This is a genomic window from Streptomyces marinisediminis, from assembly GCF_026262575.1.
GTDB classification, from domain to species: domain Bacteria; phylum Actinomycetota; class Actinomycetes; order Streptomycetales; family Streptomycetaceae; genus Streptomyces; species Streptomyces marinisediminis.
Window position 1 is genome coordinate 37,896 of record NZ_JAPKFL010000022.1, and the last position, 20,001, is coordinate 57,896.

At 75.8% G+C, this 20,001-nt stretch carries 20 protein-coding genes; 3 read left to right on the forward strand and 17 right to left on the reverse strand.

The window, feature by feature from the left end; all coding sequences use genetic code 11:
- Positions 1-28: 28 nt before the first annotated feature.
- Positions 29-1,486: a PH domain-containing protein gene (locus tag OSB71_RS18040; RefSeq protein ID WP_416237290.1), complete on the reverse strand. Its 1,458-nt coding sequence runs from the start codon at positions 1,484-1,486 to the stop codon at positions 29-31.
- Complete coding sequence (locus tag OSB71_RS18045; protein ID WP_416237291.1) at positions 1,483-2,001, reverse strand: PH domain-containing protein; 519 nt, start codon at positions 1,999-2,001, stop codon at positions 1,483-1,485. Before OSB71_RS18045 ends, OSB71_RS18040 begins: the two co-directional genes overlap by 4 nt.
- Before the next feature lie 55 nt (positions 2,002-2,056).
- On the opposite strand from OSB71_RS18045, the gene OSB71_RS18050 reads away from it, so the two are divergent.
- A complete protein-coding gene (locus tag OSB71_RS18050; protein WP_265949271.1) occupies positions 2,057-3,199 on the forward strand; it encodes an NADH-quinone oxidoreductase subunit D in 1,143 nt (380 codons plus the stop codon).
- Between the two features lie 28 nt (positions 3,200-3,227).
- Here OSB71_RS18050 and OSB71_RS18055 read toward each other — a convergent pair whose 3' ends face one another.
- The 4 genes from OSB71_RS18055 to OSB71_RS18070 all read right to left on the reverse strand — a co-directional run bounded on the left by OSB71_RS18055 (position 3,228) and on the right by OSB71_RS18070 (position 6,919).
- Positions 3,228-4,037 carry a hypothetical protein gene (locus OSB71_RS18055; protein WP_265949272.1) on the reverse strand — a complete coding sequence of 270 codons (810 nt, stop codon included), beginning with the start codon at positions 4,035-4,037 and terminating at the stop codon, positions 3,228-3,230.
- Between the two features lie 367 nt (positions 4,038-4,404).
- Positions 4,405-5,391 carry an ABC transporter substrate-binding protein gene (locus OSB71_RS18060; protein WP_265949274.1) on the reverse strand — a complete coding sequence of 329 codons (987 nt, stop codon included), beginning with the start codon at positions 5,389-5,391 and terminating at the stop codon, positions 4,405-4,407.
- 40 nt (positions 5,392-5,431) lie between these two features.
- A complete protein-coding gene (locus tag OSB71_RS18065; protein ID WP_265949275.1) occupies positions 5,432-6,151 on the reverse strand; it encodes an ABC transporter permease in 720 nt (239 codons plus the stop codon).
- A gap of 21 nt (positions 6,152-6,172) precedes the next feature.
- The gene (locus tag OSB71_RS18070) at positions 6,173-6,919 is read right to left on the reverse strand and encodes an ABC transporter permease (protein ID WP_265949277.1); all 747 of its coding nucleotides are present in this window, start codon (positions 6,917-6,919) and stop codon (positions 6,173-6,175) included.
- A gap of 54 nt (positions 6,920-6,973) precedes the next feature.
- On the opposite strand from OSB71_RS18070, the gene OSB71_RS18075 reads away from it, so the two are divergent.
- Together OSB71_RS18075 and OSB71_RS18080 are read left to right on the forward strand one after the other, a co-directional pair.
- Entirely contained in the window at positions 6,974-8,146 is a 1,173-nt protein-coding gene (locus OSB71_RS18075; RefSeq protein ID WP_265949278.1) for an ABC transporter ATP-binding protein, read from the forward strand.
- Positions 8,147-8,225: 79 nt separating this feature from the next.
- The gene (locus tag OSB71_RS18080; protein ID WP_265949280.1) at positions 8,226-8,729 is read left to right on the forward strand and encodes a methylated-DNA--[protein]-cysteine S-methyltransferase; all 504 of its coding nucleotides are present in this window, start codon (positions 8,226-8,228) and stop codon (positions 8,727-8,729) included.
- A 69-nt stretch (positions 8,730-8,798) separates the two neighbouring features.
- Here the strand turns inward: OSB71_RS18080 and OSB71_RS18085 are convergent, their stop codons facing one another.
- The 11 genes from OSB71_RS18085 to dacB form a co-directional block, all read right to left on the reverse strand.
- Entirely contained in the window at positions 8,799-9,287 is a 489-nt protein-coding gene (locus OSB71_RS18085) for a DUF3180 domain-containing protein (RefSeq protein WP_265949281.1), read from the reverse strand.
- On the reverse strand, positions 9,284-9,880 hold the full coding sequence (gene folK / locus OSB71_RS18090; RefSeq protein ID WP_265949283.1) for a 2-amino-4-hydroxy-6-hydroxymethyldihydropteridine diphosphokinase: 597 nt from the start codon (positions 9,878-9,880) through the stop codon (positions 9,284-9,286). Before folK ends, OSB71_RS18085 begins: the two co-directional genes overlap by 4 nt.
- Entirely contained in the window at positions 9,877-10,248 is a 372-nt protein-coding gene (folB, locus tag OSB71_RS18095; protein WP_265949285.1) for a dihydroneopterin aldolase, read from the reverse strand. Before folB ends, folK begins: the two co-directional genes overlap by 4 nt.
- Before the next feature lie 319 nt (positions 10,249-10,567).
- Positions 10,568-11,050: a nuclear transport factor 2 family protein gene (locus tag OSB71_RS18100; protein ID WP_265949286.1), complete on the reverse strand. Its 483-nt coding sequence runs from the start codon at positions 11,048-11,050 to the stop codon at positions 10,568-10,570.
- Complete coding sequence (gene folP / locus OSB71_RS18105; RefSeq protein WP_265949288.1) at positions 11,047-11,913, reverse strand: dihydropteroate synthase; 867 nt, start codon at positions 11,911-11,913, stop codon at positions 11,047-11,049. The genes OSB71_RS18100 and folP overlap by 4 nt, the downstream gene beginning before the upstream one ends.
- A gap of 191 nt (positions 11,914-12,104) precedes the next feature.
- Positions 12,105-12,710, reverse strand: coding sequence for a GTP cyclohydrolase I FolE (gene folE, locus OSB71_RS18110; RefSeq protein ID WP_265949290.1), 606 nt, complete (start codon positions 12,708-12,710; stop codon positions 12,105-12,107).
- Between the two features lie 108 nt (positions 12,711-12,818).
- Positions 12,819-14,828, reverse strand: a complete 2,010-nt coding sequence (ftsH, locus tag OSB71_RS18115) for an ATP-dependent zinc metalloprotease FtsH (RefSeq protein ID WP_265949292.1) — start codon at positions 14,826-14,828, stop codon at positions 12,819-12,821.
- A gap of 174 nt (positions 14,829-15,002) precedes the next feature.
- Positions 15,003-15,542, reverse strand: coding sequence for a hypoxanthine phosphoribosyltransferase (gene hpt, locus OSB71_RS18120; RefSeq protein ID WP_265949365.1), 540 nt, complete (start codon positions 15,540-15,542; stop codon positions 15,003-15,005).
- A 36-nt stretch (positions 15,543-15,578) separates the two neighbouring features.
- Positions 15,579-16,742, reverse strand: coding sequence for a tRNA lysidine(34) synthetase TilS (gene tilS / locus OSB71_RS18125; protein ID WP_265949293.1), 1,164 nt, complete (start codon positions 16,740-16,742; stop codon positions 15,579-15,581).
- Between the two features lie 359 nt (positions 16,743-17,101).
- Positions 17,102-18,217, reverse strand: a complete 1,116-nt coding sequence (locus OSB71_RS18130) for an Rv3626c family coenzyme F420 biosynthesis-associated protein (RefSeq protein ID WP_265949366.1) — start codon at positions 18,215-18,217, stop codon at positions 17,102-17,104.
- Between the two features lie 236 nt (positions 18,218-18,453).
- A complete protein-coding gene (dacB, locus tag OSB71_RS18135; protein WP_265949295.1) occupies positions 18,454-19,983 on the reverse strand; it encodes a D-alanyl-D-alanine carboxypeptidase/D-alanyl-D-alanine endopeptidase in 1,530 nt (509 codons plus the stop codon).
- Positions 19,984-20,001: the final 18 nt, after the last annotated feature.

The following is a 20,001-nucleotide window of genomic DNA, read 5'->3' on the forward strand; positions in this document are numbered from 1 at the left end:
GCGCCGCCGCCCGCGGTGGCCGCGCCGGTCAGGTGAGCCAGCGCTCCGGGCGGGCCGCGTGCCGACCGGTGCGGGAGCGGTCCGCCTGGGCGGCGACGACGTCGCGCGCCTCGTCGGCGTCGCGTAGGCGGGCGGCCGTGGAGCCGTTCGCACCGTGGTCGACGTGCACGTCGGCCAGGCGCAGGCGGCGCTGCCAGGGGCCCTGGGTGAGCCGCACGCTCTGCACCTTGGCGTGCGGCACCAGCTCGTGCACCCGGGTGAGACGGCCGTGCCGGGTGACGAAGGCCGACGCCGTCACCCCGTGCCCGTAGCCGCGCCACCACACCGGCACCGCGAACCGGCCGCGCCGGGGCACGCCCGCCGCGACGCGCACCGCCTCGGCCACGTCCACCCCGGGCAGCACGCGCGCCAGCACCCGGGCCGCCACGGCCCGCTCGGCCACCGGCAGCAGCACCGTCGGCGTCTCCCCGGCGCCGCCGCCCGCCACCGCCAGCTCCACGCGCACCCAGCCCCGGCGCCGCCACAGCAGCGGCTCGCGCAGCCGCACGCTCTGCACCCGCCCCGGCGGGACGGTGGCGTGCTCGCGGTTGAGCAGCCCGTGGTCGACCCGGACGCCGTCGGGGGACTCGGCCACCTTCCAGTCGTACTCGTTCAGGTAGCGGCCGACCGTCGACTTCCAGGCGGCGCCGGCCATCGGCAGCCCCGTGGCCACGGCGGCCGCCAGGCTGCCGCTGAACCACCACAGCGCCAGCGGGCCGACCAGGAGCGCCAGCAGGAAGCCCCAGCCGGTGCCCATGAGCAGCAGGCCGACGGTCAGCATGCCCGGCGGTACCCGCAGCAGCTCCCGCTCCGGCGCCTCGCCCGCCCGGGGCGCGGCCTCCGGGGCGATCCCGGCCGCCCGGGCCAGCAGCTCCGCGCGCAGCGCGACGGCGTCGGCCTCGCCGAGAAAGGCCAGCTCGTCCTTGGCGCTGGTGCCGACGACGTCCAGCTTGAGCTTGGCCACGCCCACCACGCGGGCCAGCAGCGGACGCGAGACGTCCACCGCCTGGATGCGGTCCAGCCGCAGGTGCGCCACGCGCCGGAACACCAGCCCGGTGCGGATGCGCAGCTCGGTGTCGGTGACCGCGTAGTACGTCGCCCACCAGGACAGGAACCCGTACGCGGCGGCCAGGGGCACGACCACGGCGAACGCGGCCAGCAGCCAGCCGAGCGTCAGGTGCTCGAACCACTCGCGGGTGCGCTGGTAGTCCTGGGCGGAGAAGACGACCATGGCCGCGATGGGCGCCCACGCGCGCCGCCACGGCGTGACCGGGTGCAGCCGCCGCCCCTCGGCCGGGGCGACCCGCTCCCGCTCCAGCGGACCCGGCTGCGGCCCCGCCCCCGCGTCCTCGGGCGCCTCCGCCGGCGTCCGCCGCTCCGGCTCCGGCTGCGGCTGCGGGCGCCCCTCGTGCCGCGGCTCCGGGCCCGGCCCCGGCGCGGACGTCACAGGCCCGCCGAGCGGGCTTCGCCCAGCTCCGTGAGCCGGTCGCGCAGCCGCTCCGCCTCGGCGGGGAGGAGCCCGGGAATGGCCGCGTCCGTGGTGGCGGCGGCGGTGTGGAGCTGGAGCCGGGCCAGCCCGTACCGGCGCTCCAGCGGCCCGGAGGTGACCTCCACCAGTTGCATGCGCCCGTACGGGACGACGGTCAGCTCCCGCCACAGCACGCCGCGGCTGATGAGCAGGTCGTCGTCGCGTTCGACGTAGCGCCACGAGCGCCAGTTGCGGCCCAGCGCGAACCAGCCCCAGGCGGCCGTCGCGGGCCACACCAGAGCGGGCAGCGCCCACCCCGGGCCGAGCGGCAGCCCCAGCGCGGCGGCCGTGCCGAGCGTCAGCACGCCCGTCGTCGTCAGCAGGACCGTGCGCCGCATGCGCAGCAACCCCCGCTCCACGCCCCGCCAGTGCTCCGGCGCGTCCGCTGCCGGTCCGTCCGCGGCGTCCGGCCCGCCCCCTGATCGCTGCTGCATGCGTCCAGGGTAGGCGGACGGCACCGGGGCGGCCCGAAGCTGTCAGACTTGGCCCATGACTGAGACGACCGTCGGCATCGGAGGCGCGGCCGAGAGCACGGACATGGTGCTCAACATCGGGCCGCAGCACCCCTCGACCCACGGTGTCCTGCGGCTGCGCCTGGTGCTGGACGGCGAGCGGATCAGCGCCGCCGAGCCCGTCGTCGGCTACATGCACCGCGGGGCGGAGAAGCTGTTCGAGGCCCGCGACTACCGGCAGATCATCGTGCTGGCCAACCGGCACGACTGGCTGTCGGCCTTCTCCAACGAACTGGGCGTCGTCCTGGCCGTCGAGCGCATGCTCGGCATGGAGGTGCCCGAGCGCGCGGTGTGGCTGCGCACGCTCCTCGCCGAGCTGAACCGGGTCCTCAACCACCTGATGTTCCTCGGCTCCTACCCGCTGGAGCTGGGCGGCATCACGCCCATGTTCTACGCGTTCCGCGAGCGCGAGGACCTCCAGCACGTCATGGAGGAGCTGTCCGGCGGGCGGATGCACTACATGTTCAACCGCGTCGGCGGGCTCAAGGAGGACCTGCCCGCGGGCTGGCTCGGGCGGACGCGGGCGGCCGTCGCGGCGGTGCGTTCGCGCATGCACGTCTACGACGACCTCGTGCTCGGCAACGAGATCTTCCGCGCCCGCACCCGCGGGGTCGGCGTGCTGCGCCCGGAGGCGGTGCACGCCTACGGCGTCAGCGGCCCGATCGCGCGCGCCTCCGGCGTCGACTTCGACCTGCGGCGCGACGAGCCCTACCTCGCCTACCCGGAGCTGGCCGGGACCCTGCGCGTCGTCACCCGCGAGGCCGGTGACTGCCTCGCCCGGTTCGAGGTCCTGCTCGGCCAGACCCACAACGCGCTCGACCTCGCCGACGCCTGCCTGGACCGCCTCGCGGAGCTGCCGCCCGGGCCGGTCAACCAGCGTCTGCCCAAGGTGCTCAAGGCCCCGGAGGGCGCGACGTACGCGTGGACCGAGAACCCGCTCGGGCTCAACGGCTACTACCTGGTCTCCAAGGGCGAGAAGACCCCGTACCGGCTCAAGCTGCGCTCGGCGTCGTACAACAACATCCAGGCCCTCACCGAGCTCCTGCCGGGCACGCTCGTCGCCGACATGGTGGCCGTCCTCGGCTCGTTCTTCTTCGTCGTCGGCGACATCGACAAGTAGGCGCGGGCCGCGCGCCGCCGGACGGGGCTCAGGAGATCCGGCGGTCGCGGGCGGGCCCGGCGGCCTCCCCGCGCTCGGCGAGCTCGATGACCGGCGCGGCGCGGCGGGGCCCCGGCGCGCCGGACGGGGCGGCGGGGCCGGACGGGGCGGCGGGGCCGGACGGGGCGGCGGGGCCGGACGGGGCGGCGGGGCCGGACGGGGCCTCTGCGCCCGACGGGGCGGGCGGGGCGCCGGCGGCGAAGTAGTCGAAGCCGCGCCCGCGCTCCCCGGCGGCCTGGTCGCCCCCGGCCGCGCCCAGCCGGTCCAGCGCCGCGTTGGCCCGGCGGAACGCCTCCGCGCTCAGTGCGGCGGGCCGCCCCGGGGGCAGCGCCCGGGCCGGCTCGGCCGCGGCGAGGGCGAGCTGGCGGCGCCCCTCCAGCGCGGAGGCGCGGTCGGTCTCGGCGTGCGCGTAGCGGCGCAGCAGCGCGGCGTGCTCGGTGCGCAGCCGCTCGAACGCCTCGCGCTGGGCACGCAGCGCGCCCTGGAGCGCGCCCCGGGACTCGCGGACCTCCTCCAGCTCGCCCTCCAGCTCGGCGTAGCGCTCCTCCACCCGCCACTCCAGGCCGCGGCGCTCGGCCTGGGCCTCGCCGAGCCGGCGCCCGGCCTCGCGGTCCCAGCGGCGCAGCAGCACGGCGCCCGCCGCCGCGGCGAGCGCGGCGCCGGTCGCCAGGGCCGGGGGCCAGCTCTCGTCACCGGTCAGCCAGGCGCCGCCCGCGCAGGCCAGCGCGGTGACGGCCAGCGCCGCCGGTGCGAGCATCCGGTGCAGGGGTGGGGCCTGCCGGTGACGTCCTTGTGGCATGGCCCGGAATTTACCGTGCGTGGCGTGCCGCCGGGAGGCCCCGGCCCGCTTTGGCCCCGTCCCGGGGGCCGGTCGGGGCGCGCTCCCCCGCCCCGACCGCGCTGGCCGAGGGGCGTTCTCCGGACACGCACGTGCCCGCGACCGACCGGGCGCGCCGCGCCCCCGCACCGCCGCGCCCGGCGTCCTCCGGCCCCCCGCACGCCCCGTGTCCGGGGCCGCGCGACCACCGCGCCGACCGGCCCGCCGCGAGCGCGCGCCCCGCGCCGTCCGGCCGCACGGGCCGCGTGCCTCCGCGCCCGGCCACCGGTCCGGCGGCGCGGGGCCGTGGGACCCGCGCCGGGCGCGTGCCGGTCTCCGGGCGCGCGGCTCAGCCCACCAGGTCGTGCTCCTCCAGGTAGTCGCGGGCGACGTCGGCCGCCTTGCGGCGCTCCGCGTCGACCTGCCCGTTCAGTGCCGTGAGGTCCTCCGTCGTCAGCTCCCGGGTCAGCCGGTCGAGCGCCTCGGTGACCGCCTCGTCCCCGGCGTCCTCGGTGTTGAGGACCGGCAGCACGTTGTCCGCGTTCTGCAACCCCTTGTCGTCCTCCAGCAGCACCAGGCCGAACCGCTCCAGGGTGGCGTCCGTGGTCGTGGTGAGCACCATGTCGTTCCCGCCGTCGGCGACGGACTGCTTGGCGGGGACGGTGCCCACGCCCTTGGGGTCCAGCGCGGTGACGTCGATGCCGTAGGTGTCCTCCAGGCCCGGCTGGCAGTAGGGACGCTCGGGGCACTCGTCACCGGCCGCGAGGCGGATCTCCAGCCCGGCCTCGCCGACGTCGCTCAGCGTGGCCAGGTCGTGCCGCCGGGCGAAGTCCGCGGTGACGGCGAAGGCGTTCTGGTTCACCGCGTCGCCGGGCGGGAGCACCGTGAGGCCGCGCGGCTCGGCCAGCTCGCGCAGCTCCGCGACGGTCTCCTGCGCGTCGTTGGACGCCACCGGGTTCTCGGCGGCGGCCTCGGCCCCGTTGACCCGGGCGTTGAGGAACTCCGCGAGGGTGGCCGCGTACTCGGGGACGACGTCGATGTCCCCGGCCTCCAGCGCCGGCTCGTACAGCTCGCGGTTGGCGAGCTGCTGCACGCGCGTGTCGTATCCGGCGTCGGCGAGTACCTGGGCGTAGAGCTGGGCCAGCACCTCGGACTCGGTGAAGTTCGCCGAGCCGATGACGAGGCTGCCCTTGCCGCCGTCCCCGGAGGGCCCGCCGCCCTGCTCCTCCAGGCTCTCCCCGCCGCCGCAGGCGGTCAGCGCGGCGGCCAGGACGGCGGCGGCGGCCAGCGCGGTGCCGCGCGGGCGGGTGGTACGGCGCAGGTGTCTCACGCTCATCGGAATGCTCCTCGAAGTCGGCGGCGAACAGGGGGGAAGCTCACAGGGCGGCCTTGAGCGGCGGCGCGGACGGCGACGCCGCGCGGGCGGCCCGGGTCCGGCCGCGCATCGGGTCGCAGACGCGGTCGAGCAGGACCAGCAGCCCCTCGACGGCGAGCGCCAGCGACGCGACCAGGACGGCGCCGGCCACCACCTGCGCCGTGTCGTACAGCCGGAACCCCGCGGTGATGAGGCGGCCGAGCCCGCCACCGCCGGGCAGCGCGGCCAGCGTCGCGGTGGCCACGATCTGCACGGCGGCCGAGCGCAGGCCGGTCATGATGAACGGGTAGGCCAGCGGCAGCTCGGTGCGCCACAGCAGTTGGCCGGCCGACATGCCCATGCCCCGCGCGGCCTCCACGACGTCCCGGTCGGCCTCGCGCATGCCGACGTAGGCGTTGGTGAGCAGCGGCGGCACCGCGAACAGCACGAGCGCGATGACGGTCGGCAGCATGCCGTACTCGCTCAGCGGGGTGAGGGTGAGCAGGACGAGCACCGCGAACGTGGGCACGGCCCGCCCGGCGTTGGAGAGGTTGACGGCCAGCGCGCCGCCGCGGCCGATGTGCCCGAGCCACAGCGCGAGCGGCAGCGCGACGGCGCAGGCGACGGCCAGGCACAGCCCGGTCAGCACCAGGTGCTCGCCCAGGCGCTGCCACACCCCGCCGGCGCCGCTCCAGTGGGCGCCGTCGGTCAGCCAGGCCCAGGTCTCGGCCAGCACGCCCATGTCAGGCCACCTCTCCCACGGTCAGGCCGCCTTCCCCAGCCGGGCGCGGCCACGCAGGCGCGCGCGCAGTCCGCCCGGGCGCCGCGGCCGGCCCGGCGTCCACGGTGTCAGCAGCCGCTGGAGCGCCAGCAGGGCCACGTCGAAGCCCACGGCGAGCACCACGCACAGCGCGGACGCCGTGAGCACCTCCGGCTTGAACAGGGAGTTCATGCCGCTGTAGATGAGGTTGCCGAGCCCGCCGTAGCCGACGATCGCGCCGACCGTCGTCAGCGAGACGGCCGAGACGGTGGCGATGCGCACGCCCGCCAGAATGCCGGGGAGCGCGAGCGGCAGTTCCACGCCGAACAGCAGCCGGGCCGGCCCGTACCCCATGCCGCGGGCGGCCTCGCGGGCCTCCCCGGGCACGCCCGCGAGCCCGGCGAGGATGTTGCGCACCAGCAGCGTGAGCGAGTACAGCACCAGGCCGGTGACGACGACGGCGGCCGACAGCCCGAGCACGGGCAGCAGCAGCGCGAACATGGCCAGGGAGGGGATGGTGTAGAGCACCGTCGTCAGCCCCAGCACGGGGCCGGCGGCCGCGCGCCAGCGGCGGGCGGCGAGCGCCAGCGGGAAGGCGACGAGCAGCGCGATGCCCACCGAGGTGACGGTGATCCACACGTGCTGCACCGTGGCCTCGGCCAACTCCGGACCGCGCGTCCGCACGTACTCCGCGCAGATCCACTCGTTGGCGGCCACACAGTCCGCCGGCTCCGCCGCACCGCTCGTCACCCCGCGACCCTAACCCCGGGCGGTGACACAATGGCGGGCGAGGGAAGGGTGCGGATGATCCGATTCGAGCACGTGGCCAAGCGCTACCCGGACGGCACGATCGCCGTGGACGACCTGTCCTTCGAGGTCGGCGACGGCGAGCTGGTCACCCTCGTGGGCCCGTCCGGCTGCGGCAAGACGACGACGATGAAGATGGTCAACCGGCTGATCGAGCCCACCTCGGGCCGCATCCTGCTGGACGGCCGGGACATCGCGGAGAGTGACCCGGTGAAGCTGCGCCGGCGCATCGGCTACGTCATCCAGCAGGTCGGCCTCTTCCCGCACAAGACGGTGCTGGACAACACCGCGACGGTGCCGGTGCTGCTGGGCCGCTCGCGGGCCGCCGCCCGGCGCCGGGCGGCGGAGCTGCTGGAGCTGGTGGGGCTGGACCCGCGCACGTTCGGCCACCGCTACCCCGACCAGCTCTCCGGCGGCCAGCGGCAGCGCGTCGGCGTGGCCCGCGCGCTGGCGGCCGACCCGCCGGTGCTGCTGATGGACGAGCCGTTCGGCGCGGTCGACCCGGTGGTGCGCGAGCACCTGCAGAACGAGTTCCTGCGGTTGCAGTCCGAGATGCGCAAGACGGTGCTGTTCGTCACGCACGACATCGAGGAGGCCGTCCGCCTCGGCGACCGCATCGCCGTCTACGGCGAGGGCCGCATCGAGCAGCTCGACTCGCCCGCCCGCCTCCTGGGCGCCCCCGCGACGCCCTACGTCGCCGAGTTCGTCGGTGCCGACCGGGGCCTGAAGCGGCTGTCGGTCACGCCCATCGGGCGCGCCGACCTGGTGGAACCGCCGGTGGTGTCGCTGGACGACCCGCTGGAGGCGGCGGCCGCCCGGCTGCGCGCCTGTGACGCCCGCTGGGCCGTCGTCCTGGACGACGCGGACGGGCTGCACGGCTGGGTCGGCGCCGACGCGCTGGCGGCCGGGACGACCGCCGCGGCCGCGCGCCACGGCACCGTGCGGGACCACGCCCGGCGCATGGACGCCTGGCTGCCGCTGGGCGCTTCGCTCAAACAGGCGTTCGCCACGATGCTCCAGTACGACGCGGGCTGGATAGCGGTCCTGGACGGCGACCGCTTCGCCGGGGTGCTCACGCCCACCGCGCTGCACGAGGCGCTGCGCCGCTCGATCGCCAGCGACGACGGCGACCGCGCCGGGGTGCGCCTGGAGACGGTGGCCGGGGCGTAGCCCGTCCGGGTGGCCGGGCCGCGACGCTCATGTCCGAAACCCGCCAGCCCCGGGCCCGCGCCGGTGCCAGGGTGGACCCGTGAACCTCACTTCCGAGCGCACGCACACCGTGGTGGACACCCCCATCGGCCCCCTCACCCTGGTGGCCGCGGACGGCGTCCTGTGCGGCCTGTACGTGCACGACCAACGCCACCGCCCACCCCAGGAGACCTTCGGCGTCCCCGACCCGGCCGGCTTCGCCGGGGCCCGGGAGCAGCTCGCCGAGTACTTCGCGGGGGAACGCACCGATTTCACCGTGCCGCTGGCGCTGTCCGGCACCCCGTTCCAGCGCACCGTCTGGGCGGCGCTGTGCGCCATCCCCTACGGCGAGACCGTCGGCTACGGGGAGCTGGCCGCCCGCCTCGGCCGCCCCCGGGCCGCCCGCGCGGTCGGGCTGGCCAACGGGCGCAACCCGGTGTCGATCATCGTCCCGTGCCACCGCGTCGTCGGCGCGGGCGGCGCCCTCACCGGCTACGGCGGCGGCCTGGACCGCAAGCGCCTGCTGCTGGACCTCGAACGCCGCACGGCCGCCGCCCGCGCCTAGCGGCGCCCCGGCCCCGGCCCCCCTGGGGGCGTCCCACGTGGGGCGCCCCCAGGGCCGCCCCGCGCCGGGTCACCGCGCCGGGGACGGGGCGGCGGGGTCCTCGTCGTCCGGGAGGCGGCAGACGCGCTGGAGCCACAGGGCGACGGCGACGAGCGCCGCGGCGGCCAGGACGGACAGGCCCGCGTACAGGGCCTGCCCGCGCCGCGCGGAGACCAGGAAGAGGTCGGAGGTGACCAGGAACAGCCCCATCCCCCCGTACACGCCCGCCGCCAGCGCGCCGACGAGCGCGCTGGCCTGGCCGAACAGCACGGCCCTGGCCGCCATCATCGGCTCCACGCCCCGGGCGCCCGCACGCCGCTCGCGCTGCGCCCTCAGCCGTGCGCGCAGCGACAGGACGGTGGCGAGCAGCACGGCGGCGATGCCGGCCAGCACGACGGGCGCCAGCGCCGGGACGGCCGGCAGCGAGCCGAGCGCGTACCACAGCCGGGACCCGGCCCAGGCCAGCACCCCGGCGACCAGGAAGACGCCGAGGAGCACGCGGACGCGGAGCTGCCTCACTCCGGAAGGACCAGTTCCAGGTCGGCGCGGACGGTGACGCCCTCGCCCGGCAGGTCCTCCAGCAGCTCCGCCACGGCGCCCACGCCCGGCACCTCGGCGGCCGGGTCGACGTCGTGCCAGGGCACCAGGACGAAGGCGCGCTCGTGGGCGCGCGGGTGCGGCAGGGTCAGCCCGGGGTCGGTGGAGACCACGTCCTGGTAGGTGACGATGTCCACGTCGATGGTGCGCGGACCCCACTGCTCGCTGCGCTCCCGCTGGAACGCCTCCTCGATCGCGTGCCCGCGCTCCAGCAGGGAGGCCGGGGGCAGCGTGGTCTTGATCAGCACCACGGCGTTGAGGTAGGCGGGCTGCGAGTCCGGCTCCACCCCCCACGGCTGGGTCTCGTAGACGGGCGAGACGGCCTTCACCCGCACGCCCGGGGTGTCCTCCAGCGCGTCGACGGCGCCCTGCAGCGTCTCCAGGCGGTTGCCCAGGTTGCTGCCGAGCGAGATCACGGCGTGCCGCGGGTTGGCCAGCGTCGAGTCGGCGGCGTCCACCTGCCGGACCACGGAGGCCGGCACCGGCTGCACGGTCGGGTCACTGTTCGGCGTCATGAGCGGCTCCGCTTGATGGTGATGGTCACGTCGTCGAAGGGCACGGTGATCGGGGCGCCCGGCTTGTGGACGACCACCTCCACCTCGTGCACGGCCGCGTGGGTGAGGCACTGGTCGGCGATCCGCTGGGCGAGGGTCTCGATGAGGTCGACCGGCTCGCCCGTGACGATCGCGTGGACCTCCTCGGCGACGACGCCGTAGTGCACCGTCTTCGCCAGCTCGTCACCGGCCGCGGCGGCGCGCGTGTCCACGCCCATGTCCACGTCCACGACGAAGAGCTGCCCCTCGGCCCGCTCGTGCGGGAAGACCCCGTGCCGGCCGTGCGCCCGCAGGCCGCGCACGGCCACGCGGTCGAGGACACGGTCCACGGTGCATCACGCCCCTTCCGGGTCGGTCGGCCCTGATCGGGAGGGCTTGGTCGGCCGGGGCTGGTCGGACCCCGGTGCTGGTGTGCCGGCCCCTGCCGCGCGTCACCGCGCGGGGGTGCCGCGTCGAATCTACCTGCGAGCGCCGACGGGCCGTGGCCGAGGGGCCGCATCCACGCCGGGCGCGCCCTGCGGTGGCGGGGCGCGCCTACCCCTCAGCGGTGCTCGTCACGCCGCTATTCCCGGTACGGCACTCCCACGGGTGTTCCCGGTACGGCACTCCCACGGGTGACGGGCGTCCCGGCGCCGCGGGCGGGGCCGCTCAGCCCCCGGCCCCCGGCTCCTCCGGCGGCCCCTCCTCGGCGTCCTCGTCCACCATGACCGGCGAGCCGTGGTGGGCCCACACGCGCCAGGCGCCGTCGACGTCCCGGCGGAACACGTTCGTGGCCACCACCAGGCCGCCGACCAACGGTCCGGCCGAGCCGTCCGCCTCCGCCGGGCCGCCGCTGAGGATGTTCTCGGTACAGGTCACCAGCGCGGTGTCCCCGATGACGGAGGTCTCGACGTCGGTGAGGAAGAACTGCACGTACTCGGTGTTCGCCATGATCAGCGCGTACGAGCGCAGCACCTCGCCGCGCCCGCGCAGCACCGGCCACCCCGGGTGGACGACGCTCACGTCACCGTCCAGCCACTGTCCGGCCAGCGCCTCGTAGTCGCCGCTCTCCAGCGCGTCGTAGAAGGCCGTGTTCGCCGCCTCGACGGCCTCGGCCTCGGCCTCCGGTCCCCGGGGCCCGGTGCCGCTCACCGGCCGGCCCGCTCGACGGCACGGACCAGCCGGACGGCGTCGGCGCTGGCCCGCACCTCGTGCACCCGCACGGCCCAGGCGCCGTCCCGGGCGGCGAGGGCGGAGACGGCGGCCGTGGCGGCGTCCCGCTCCCGGGCCGGTGGCGGCGCCGCCTGCGGACCGGCGGCCAGTACGCGTCCCAGGAACCGCTTGCGGGAGGCGGCGACCAGCAGCGGCCGGTTCAGCGCGGCACCCAGCTCGCGCAGCGCGGCGACCAGGGCGAGGTCGTGCTCGGCCTGTTTGGCGAAGCCCAGGCCCGGGTCGACGACGACGCGCTCGGCCGCGATGCCGTCGGCCACCGCCGCCTCCAGCGAGGCGCGCAGCTCGTCGACGACCTCGCGGACCACGTCGGTGTAGACGGCGCGCGCGTTCATGTCGGCGGACTGGCCGCGCCAGTGCATCACCACGAACGGCACCCCGGCGTCCGCGACGGCCGGGACCATGCGCGGGTCCGCGCGCCCGCCGCTGACGTCGTTGACCAGCCGGGCGCCCGCGGCGACCGCCTGCTCGGCGACGGAGGCCCGCATGGTGTCCACGGAGACGAGCACGCCCTCGCTGGCCAGCCCCCGCACCACCGGGACGACGCGGCGCAGCTCCTCCGCCTCGTCCACGCGCTGCGCGCCGGGGCGGGTGGACTCACCGCCGACGTCGACGAGGTCGGCGCCCTCGGCGACCAGGGCCAGCCCGCGCTTGACGGCGGCTCCGGTGTCGAAGAAGCGGCCGCCGTCGGAGAAGGAGTCCGGCGTGACGTTGACCACGCCCATCACCGCGCAGCGCCCCCACGCGGGCAACCCGGCGACCGTTGGCAAGGGCTCAGCGTTCATGCCCCCAGCCTAGAGGTGCCGCCCGTCCGTCCCGCCCCGGTCTCGCCGCCCCCTCACCGAGCGGAGCCGACGGCCGTGCCACCGCCCGAGCGCGGCCGAAGGCGGACCTCGTCGACGGCGGCGCGGCCGCCGGCGCCCGCCGCGCCGCCCGCGCCCCGCACGCGGGCCCACGGCGGCCGGGCCACGGCCCGTCAGCGCGCCATGATCAGGCTCATCGCCTCCGAGCGGGTGGCCGCGTCGCGGAGCTGGCCGCGCACCGCCGAGGTGAGCGTCTTGGCGCCGGGCTTGCGCACCCCGCGCATCGTCATGCACATGTGCTCGCACTCGATGACGACGACCACGCCGCGCGGCTCCAGGATGCGCATCATCGAGTCCGCGATCTGCGTCGTCAGCCGCTCCTGCACCTGCGGGCGGCGGGCGTACACGTCCACCAGCCGGGCCAGCTTGGACAGGCCGGTGATCTTGCCCTCCGTGGAGGGGATGTAGCCGATGTGCGCGAAGCCGACGAAGGGCACCAGGTGGTGCTCGCAGGTGCTGAGCACCTCGATGTCGCGCACCAGCACCAGCTCGTCGTGGCCCAGGTCGAACGTGGTGGTCAGCACGTCCTCCGGGCGTTGCCGCAGGCCGGCGAATATCTCCCGGTAGGCCCGCGCGACCCGGGCCGGGGTCTCGCGCAGGCCCTCGCGGTCCGGGTTCTCCCCGATGGCGATGAGCAGCTCGCGCACGGCGCTCTCGGCCCGCTTGTCGTCGAACTCGCCGATCTCGCCCTCACCGGCCAGATTCACCGGATCGATCATGGGTGTCCTCGTTTTCGTCAAAGGTCCGCGCGCACGACTCGCGCCCCACAGGTGAGAACCCGAGGGGCGCGGTGCGCATTCCGGCCGCTGCGGCCGGGACGGTTCCGGCTACGCGCCGGGGCCGTCCGCCGGCGTCTCGACCGGGCCGATCTCCTTGCCCTTCTCCAGCGCCGGGGAGCCGTTGGTGACCGCGATCTCCTTGGGTGTGGAGACGGGCGGCCGGGTGGAGGGCGTGCGGCGCGTGGAGCCCGTCCAGGCCGGGCGCGCGGGACGCCTGACCACGTGCTGGAAGATCTCCGCGATCTCCTCCTTGCCCAGCGTCTCCTTCTCCAGCAGCGCCAGCACCAGGTTGTCCAGCACGTCGCGGTTCTCGACCAGGATCTCCCACGCCTCGTTGTGCGCGGTCTCGATCAGCTTCTTGACCTCCTCGTCCACCAGCCCCGCGACCTCCTCGGAGTAGTCGCGCTGGTGGGCCATCTCCTTGCCCAGGAAGGGCTCGGACTGGTCGGAGCCGAACTTGATCGCGCCCAGCCGCTCGGTCATGCCGTACTTGGTGACCATCGCGCGGGCCGTGGCGGTGGCCTTCTCGATGTCGTTGGCCGCGCCCGTGGTGGGGTCGTGGAAGACGAGCTCCTCGGCCGCCCGGCCGCCGAGCATGTAGGCGAGCTGGTCGAGCATCTCGTTGCGGGTGGTGGAGTACTTGTCCTCGTCCGGCAGCACCATGGTGTAGCCGAGCGCCCGCCCCCGGGACAGGATGGTGATCTTGTGCACCGGGTCGGAGTTGGGCGAGGCCGCCGCGACCAGGGCGTGGCCGCCCTCGTGGTACGCGGTGATCTTCTTCTCCTTGTCGCTCATGATCCGCGTGCGCTTCTGCGGACCGGCCACGACACGGTCGATCGCCTCGTCGAGGTACTTGTTGTCGATCATCTTGGCGTTGGACCGGGCGGCGAGCAGGGCGGCCTCGTTGAGCACGTTGTTGAGGTCCGCGCCGGTGAAGCCCGGGGTGCGCCGGGCCACCGCGCCGAGGTCCACGTCCTGGGCGATCGGCTTGCCCTTCTGGTGCACCTTGAGGATCTCCAGGCGGCCCTGCATGTCCGGCCGGTCGACGGCGATCTGCCGGTCGAAGCGGCCCGGGCGCAGCAGCGCCGGGTCCAGGATGTCCGGGCGGTTGGTCGCCGCGATGAGGATGACGCCGCCCTTGACGTCGAAGCCGTCCATCTCCACCAGGAGCTGGTTCAGCGTCTGCTCGCGCTCGTCGTGACCGCCGCCCATGCCGGCGCCGCGGTGCCGGCCGACGGCGTCGATCTCGTCGACGAAGACGATGGCGGGGGCGTTGGCCTTGGCCTGCTCGAACAGGTCGCGCACGCGGCTGGCGCCGACGCCGACGAACATCTCGACGAAGTCGGAGCCGGAGATGGAGTAGAAGGGCACGCCCGCCTCGCCGGCCACGGCGCGGGCCAGCAGCGTCTTGCCGGTGCCGGGCGGGCCGTACAGCAGCACGCCCTTGGGGATCTTGGCGCCGACGGCCTGGAACTTGGCCGGCTCCTGGAGGAACTCCTTGATCTCCTGGAGTTCCTCGACCGCCTCGTCCGAGCCCGCGACGTCGGTGAACGTCGTCTTCGGGGTGTCCTTGGTGATGAGCTTGGCCTTGGACTTCCCGAAGTTCATCACCCGGGAGCCGCCGCCCTGCATCTGGTTCATCAGGAACAGGAAGATGACGATGATCAGCAGGAACGGCAGGAAGGACAGCAGCATGCCCAGGAAGGCGTTCTGCTCCTTCGGAGTGACGGTGTAGCCCTCGGGGAGCTGCCCGTCCTGGTACTTGGCCTGCAGGTTCTTGACGATCTCGACGCCCTGCGAGTCGATGTAGCTCGCCTTGACCTTGTCGCTCTCGTCGATCTCGACGCCGTCCTTGAGCTGCAGCTCGACGGTCTGTTCGTCACCGGTCGACACCTTGGCCGACTTGACCTGGTTCTCGCTGATCGCTGTGACCACGTCGCCGGTGTCGACCGTCTTGTAGCCCTCGGATGACCCGACGACCTGCATCAACACGACCACGGCGAGGACGGCCAGCACGATCCACATGACCGGCCCACGGAAGTATCGCTTCACGTCCATCCATACGAGGCGGTGACGCCCCGTCCCTCCTGCCATCGTGAGTGGAAAAGACCGTCCCTCGGACGGTACCCCAGCATGGTCCCCCGGCGCTCGCGGGCGTGAGGGGCGGGGCCGCCCTCCCCCGCTCCAACGGTGGGCGGCGGCGCCGTGTTCCCGAGGCCGGTGCCGATGCGCTCAGCCGCCGTAGACGTGCGGGGCCAGCGTGCCGACGAACGGCAGGTTGCGGTACTTCTCGGCGTAGTCGAGCCCGTAGCCGACGACGAACTCGTTGGGGATGTCGAAGCCCACCCAGGCGACGTCGATGTCCACCTTGGCCGCCTCGGGCTTGCGCAGCAGCGTGCACACCCTCAGCGACGCCGGCTCGCGCGAGCCCAGGTTGGACAGCAGCCAGGAGAGCGTCAGCCCGGAGTCGATGATGTCCTCGACGATCAGGACGTCGCGCCCCTTGATGTCGGTGTCGAGGTCCTTGAGGATGCGCACCACGCCCGAGGACTGGGTCCCGGCGCCGTAGGAGGACACCGCCATCCAGTCCATCGTCACCGGGGTGCGCAGGGCCCGGGCCAGGTCGGCCATCACCATGACGGCGCCCTTGAGGACGCCGACGATGAGCAGGTCCCTGCCCGCGTACTCCGCGTCGATGCGCTCGGCCAGCTCGGCCAGCTTCGCGTCGATCTCTTCCTTGGTGATGAGCACCGACTCCAGGTCGGCGCCCATGTCCTTGTCGTCCACCCTGCTGCTCTCGCTCGTCGCTCAGCTCTCGCTCCGCCGGAGGACCAGTGTGCCACCCTGCCGCAGCGCCTCGACGCGCCCGGGCAGGTTCAGCGCCCGCTGGCCGCGCCAGGCGGTCAGCAGCCGGTCGGCCTCCTCGATGTGCCGGGCGAACAGCGACCCGGCCGGGGCGCCCGCCGCGATGGCCGCCCGGCGCAGCACCCGGCGGCGCACCGCGGGCGGCAGGGCGTGCAGCGGCGCGACCTCCAGGGCGACGGCGCCCGGGGGCCCGGCGGCGGGCGCGCGGCGGACGGCGCGCTCGGCGTCCGCGGCCCAGGCGTCCAGGGCGTCGGCGTCGTCACGGGAGAGCCGCGCGGTGCGGGCCAGGGCCTCGGTGACGCCCTTGCCGAGCGCCTTCTCCAGCGTGGGCATGGCCTCGTGCCGCACCCGGGAGCGGGTGAAGGCGGGGTCGGTGTTGTGCGGGTCGTCCCACACCGGCAGCGACTGCGCCAGGCACGCGGTGCGCGTCGTCTGCCGGTCGACGGCCAGGAACGGGCGGCGGTAGCGGCGCTCGGTGCCGGGCGCGCCGGTGAGCGAGCCGGAGACGCCTGCCATCCCGGCCAGCGAGCGGGTGCCGGAGCCGCGGGCGAGGCCGAGGAGCACCGTCTCGGCCTGGTCGTCGCGGGTGTGGCCGAGCAGCACGGCGGCGGCTCCGGTGCGCTCGGCGGCGGCGTCCAGCGCCGCGTAGCGGGCGTCGCGGGCGGCGGCCTCCGGGCCGGCGCCGGGGCCCACGGTGACGGACACCGCCTCGACGGGCGCGAGGCCGAGGGCGCTCAGCCGCTCGGCGACCTCGTGGGCGCGGGCGGCGGAGCCGTCCTGGAGGCCGTGGTCGACGGTGACGGCGCCGGCGCGGACGCCGAGCTTGGGCGCCTCGAAGGCCAGGGCGGAGGCGAGCGCCATGGAGTCGGCGCCGCCGGAGCACGCCACGAGCACGAGCGGCCCGTCCGGCTCGGCGGCGGTGGCGGCCCGGGCGGCGGCCGTGGCGGTCGGCGCGGCGGCGGTCGGCGCGGTGGTGACCGGCGCGGCGGCGGCCGTGGCGGCCGGAACCGGGGCGGCGGTGGTGCGGGGCGACGTCTCGGTGAGCACGTCGGCGAGGGTGCGGCGAACCGCCAGGCGTATCGCGGCGACCGCGGGATGAGGACCCATGTCCGTTCACTTCCTCGAATGCTGCTGGGGGGTGGGGCGCGGGACGCCGGGGCGGCCACCGGGGCCGCCGGAGCGCCGACGCCGTCCGCCCGCCGCCCCGACCGTCACGCTGGGTGGGTCGATGGTGACAGAGCAGGACGATGGCTTTGAGCATCGCACGCGGCCACACCCGGCAACGGTCCCTCGGACGGGTGATTTCGGCGCCCGGCGGCATCCGGCCGACCGGGTTACGGCGTCCTGGCTGCGGCGCCCTGGCTGCGGCGCCCTCCCTGCCCTGGCTACGGCGCCCTCCCTGCGGCCTCCGCCCACGCCCGCCCCCGCGGGCGGCCCGGTGGAGGGCCGCCCGCCCCGGCGCGCCCCTACGACGCGGCCGGGCGGTGCACCCGCGCCACCCACCCGGCGGGGTCGGCGATCTCCGCCTTCGTCGGCAGCGTGTTGGGCGAGGTCCACACCCGGTTGAAGCCGTCCATGCCGACCTCGTCCACGACGGCCCGCACGAACCGCGCCCCGTCGCGGTACTGGCGCAGCTTGGCGTCCAGCCCCAGCAGCCGGCGCAGCACCTGGTCGAGCCGGCCGGCCCCGGCCTGGCGGCGCTTTTGGAACTTCTCCCGGATCTCGCCCACCGAGGGCACGACCTCCGGGCCGACCCCGTCCATCACCACGTCGGCGTGGCCCTCCAGCAAGGACATGACGGCGGTCAGCCGCTCCAGCACCTCGCGCTGCCCCGGCGTCTGCACCAGGTCGACCAGGCTGCGCCCGCCCCCGTCGCCCCGGTCCGCCGCGTCCTGCGCGCCGTCCGGGCGGTTGCCGGTGAACGCCTGCGCGGCCTCGCGCAGCCGCTCCAGCAGCGTCGAGGGGTCGACGTCGGTCTCCGCGAGGAAGGCGTGGACCTCGCCCTCCAGGTGGTCGCGCAGCCAGGGCACGGCCGTGAACTGGGTGCGGTGGGTCTCTTCGTGGAGGCTCACCCACAGGCGGAAGTCGTGCGGGTCCACCTCCAGCTCGCGCTCGACGTGCACGATGTTGGGCGCCACCAGCAGCAGGCGGCCACCCTCCGTGCCGGGCAGGTCCCGGCTGGGCGGGGCGAACGTCTCGTACTGGCCGAGGACGCGCGAGGCCATGAAGGACAGCAGCATGCCCACCTCGACGCCGGCGAGCTTGCCGCCCACGGCGCCGAGCACCGCGCCGCCGGGGGCGGCGCCGCGCCGCTCGCGCACCTTCTCCAGCAGCGGGGACAAAAGCTGGCGGAACCCGGCCACGTTCGCCTTGATCCAGCCGGGCCGGTCGACGACGAGGACGGGGGTGTCCGCCGCCGCGTCCGGCGGGGTGAGCCCGGTGTAGGAGCGCACGTGCTCCTCGGCGGCCAGCGCGTGGCGCCGCAGCTCGGCGACGATGGCGCGCGCCTCGTCCCGGCTCACCTCCGGGCCCGGCCGTACCAGGCGGGTCGCGGTCGCGACCGCGAGGTTCCAGTCGACCATGCTGTCGTGGCTGCCAAGGCTGAGCGGGCTCACAGGCTCTCCACCGTTCGAACGCCGGGGCTGGTCATGCCTTCACCGTACGGCGTCCCCGGTGACGGGCACAGTCCGCTGGGCGTACGCCGGGCGCGCGCCCCCGCGTCACGGCGGCGCGCGGCACGGCCCCACGACGGCCCCGGCACGGTCCGCCGCGCCGTGGCCCCGGTGCGGCGCGCGGCCCGGCGCGCGCCCGCGCGGGGTCAGCGGCAGCCGCAGGCGGCGACGGTGGTGGCCAGGCGGTCGAGCGTGTCCTGGACGGCGGGTCCGGTGGCGCCGGTGGTGAGGAAGGCGAAGGACAGCAGCCGGCCGTCGGCGGCCACCACCAGCCCGGCCAGGGTGTTCACCCCGGTGAGCGTGCCCGTCTTGGCCCGCACCAGCCCGGCGGCGGCGCCGGTGTCCGCGCCGTCGTAGCGCCCGCCGAGGGTGCCGGTGAACCCGGCCACGGGCAGCCCGGTCAGCAGCGGGCGCAGGGCGGGGTGGTCGGGTCCCGCGGCGGTGGCCAGGAGCGCGGACAGGAAGCTCGCGGGCACCGCGCTCTCCCGGCTGAGCCCGCTGCCGTCGGCGAAGACGGCGCCGTCGACCGGCAGCCCGAGCGAGCCGAGCACCTCCCGCGTGGCGGCCCGGACGCCGCGGAAGTCCGCGGGGCGGCCGGTGGCGCGGGCGGTGTGCCGGGCCAGCGCCTCGGCCACGTCGTTGTCGCTGTGCGTCAGCATGGACTCCACCAGCGCCGCCAGCGGAGCCGATCGGGTGACGCCGAGTGCGTCCGCGTCCCGGGGGGCGCGGGCCCGGAGCGTGCGCCCGGTGTCCACGCCGCGCTCGGCGAGCAGCTCCGCGAAGCGTCCGGCGGTGGCCGCGGCCGGGTCGGCGGCGCGCGGCGCGGGCCCGTGGCGGGAGTCGTCGGTGCGGGCCGCGTTGAGCATGAGCGGGGTGAGCGGGGCGATGTTGGGGTTGACGCCGATGGGGTGGCGGCCGGGGCCGGAGTAGCCGGAGACGTCGTAGGCCAGGGCTCGCGGTGCCCGCTCACCGGCGCGCACGGCGCGCGCCGTGGCGTCGGCCAGCCGGGCCAGCCGCTCCTCGGTCAGCGTCGGGTCGCCGCCGCCCACCAGGACGACGCGGCGCTCGTCGGCGTCCCACACGGTGCGGGTGGCCAGCCGGTGGTCGGGGCCGAGCGCGGTGAGCGCGGCGGCGGCGGTGGCCAGCTTGATCGTGGACGCCGGTACGACGGGTTCGCGACCGCCCGCCTCGAACAGCTCCTCACCGGTGGCGACGTCGACCACGGAGGCGGTCGCGGTGCGGCCGAGCGCGGGGTCGTCCAGGCCGTCCAGGAGGGGCCGCAGCGCCTGGGCGAGCCCCGCCCGGGTGGGGGCCGCCGCGCCGTCGCCGGCCGGGGCGAGCACGGGCCGGGCGCTGGGGGCGGGGGCGTCGTCCCGGTGGCCGCGGGGCGCTCGGGCGTCCTCGGTGTGGCGCACGCCACTGTCCGCCTCCAGGGTGACCGCGCGACTCCGTTCGGCCGTACGCTGACCCGAGTCCCACGGGCCCGCGGCGGTCACCGCGCCGAGGGACACCGCCAGACCGGCGGCGGCCGAGCCCGCCGTCAGCCCCCAGGTGCGGCGTCGCTGCGGCGGCACCGTCCGCCAGCGCTGCCGGACGGCCCGCACCCACCGCGCCCCGGCCCGCCGGACGGTGCCGCGGAACGTGCCGTGCGAACCGTTCCCGGGTGTACCCAGCACCTCGGACCAGCCCCTTTC

Excerpts from the sequence above, each read along its gene's own strand:
- OSB71_RS18060 (WP_265949274.1), bottom strand. The coding sequence starts at position 5,391 with ATGAGCGTGAGACACCTGCGCCGTACCACCCGCCCGCGCGGCACCGCG.
- ftsH (WP_265949292.1), bottom strand. The coding sequence starts at position 14,828 with ATGGACGTGAAGCGATACTTCCGTGGGCCGGTCATGTGGATCGTGCTG.
- OSB71_RS18055 (WP_265949272.1), bottom strand. The coding sequence starts at position 4,037 with ATGCCACAAGGACGTCACCGGCAGGCCCCACCCCTGCACCGGATGCTC.
- OSB71_RS18130 (WP_265949366.1), bottom strand. The coding sequence starts at position 18,217 with ATGGTCGACTGGAACCTCGCGGTCGCGACCGCGACCCGCCTGGTACGG.
- tilS (WP_265949293.1), bottom strand. The coding sequence starts at position 16,742 with ATGGGTCCTCATCCCGCGGTCGCCGCGATACGCCTGGCGGTTCGCCGC.
- folK (WP_265949283.1), bottom strand. The coding sequence starts at position 9,880 with ATGACGCCGAACAGTGACCCGACCGTGCAGCCGGTGCCGGCCTCCGTG.
- OSB71_RS18045 (WP_416237291.1), bottom strand. The coding sequence starts at position 2,001 with ATGCAGCAGCGATCAGGGGGCGGGCCGGACGCCGCGGACGGACCGGCA.
- OSB71_RS18065 (WP_265949275.1), bottom strand. The coding sequence starts at position 6,151 with ATGGGCGTGCTGGCCGAGACCTGGGCCTGGCTGACCGACGGCGCCCAC.
- hpt (WP_265949365.1), bottom strand. The coding sequence starts at position 15,542 with ATGGGCGCCGACCTGGAGTCGGTGCTCATCACCAAGGAAGAGATCGAC.
- folE (WP_265949290.1), bottom strand. The coding sequence starts at position 12,710 with ATGATCGATCCGGTGAATCTGGCCGGTGAGGGCGAGATCGGCGAGTTC.
- folP (WP_265949288.1), bottom strand. The coding sequence starts at position 11,913 with ATGAACGCTGAGCCCTTGCCAACGGTCGCCGGGTTGCCCGCGTGGGGG.
- OSB71_RS18075 (WP_265949278.1), top strand. The coding sequence starts at position 6,974 with ATGATCCGATTCGAGCACGTGGCCAAGCGCTACCCGGACGGCACGATC.
- OSB71_RS18050 (WP_265949271.1), top strand. The coding sequence starts at position 2,057 with ATGACTGAGACGACCGTCGGCATCGGAGGCGCGGCCGAGAGCACGGAC.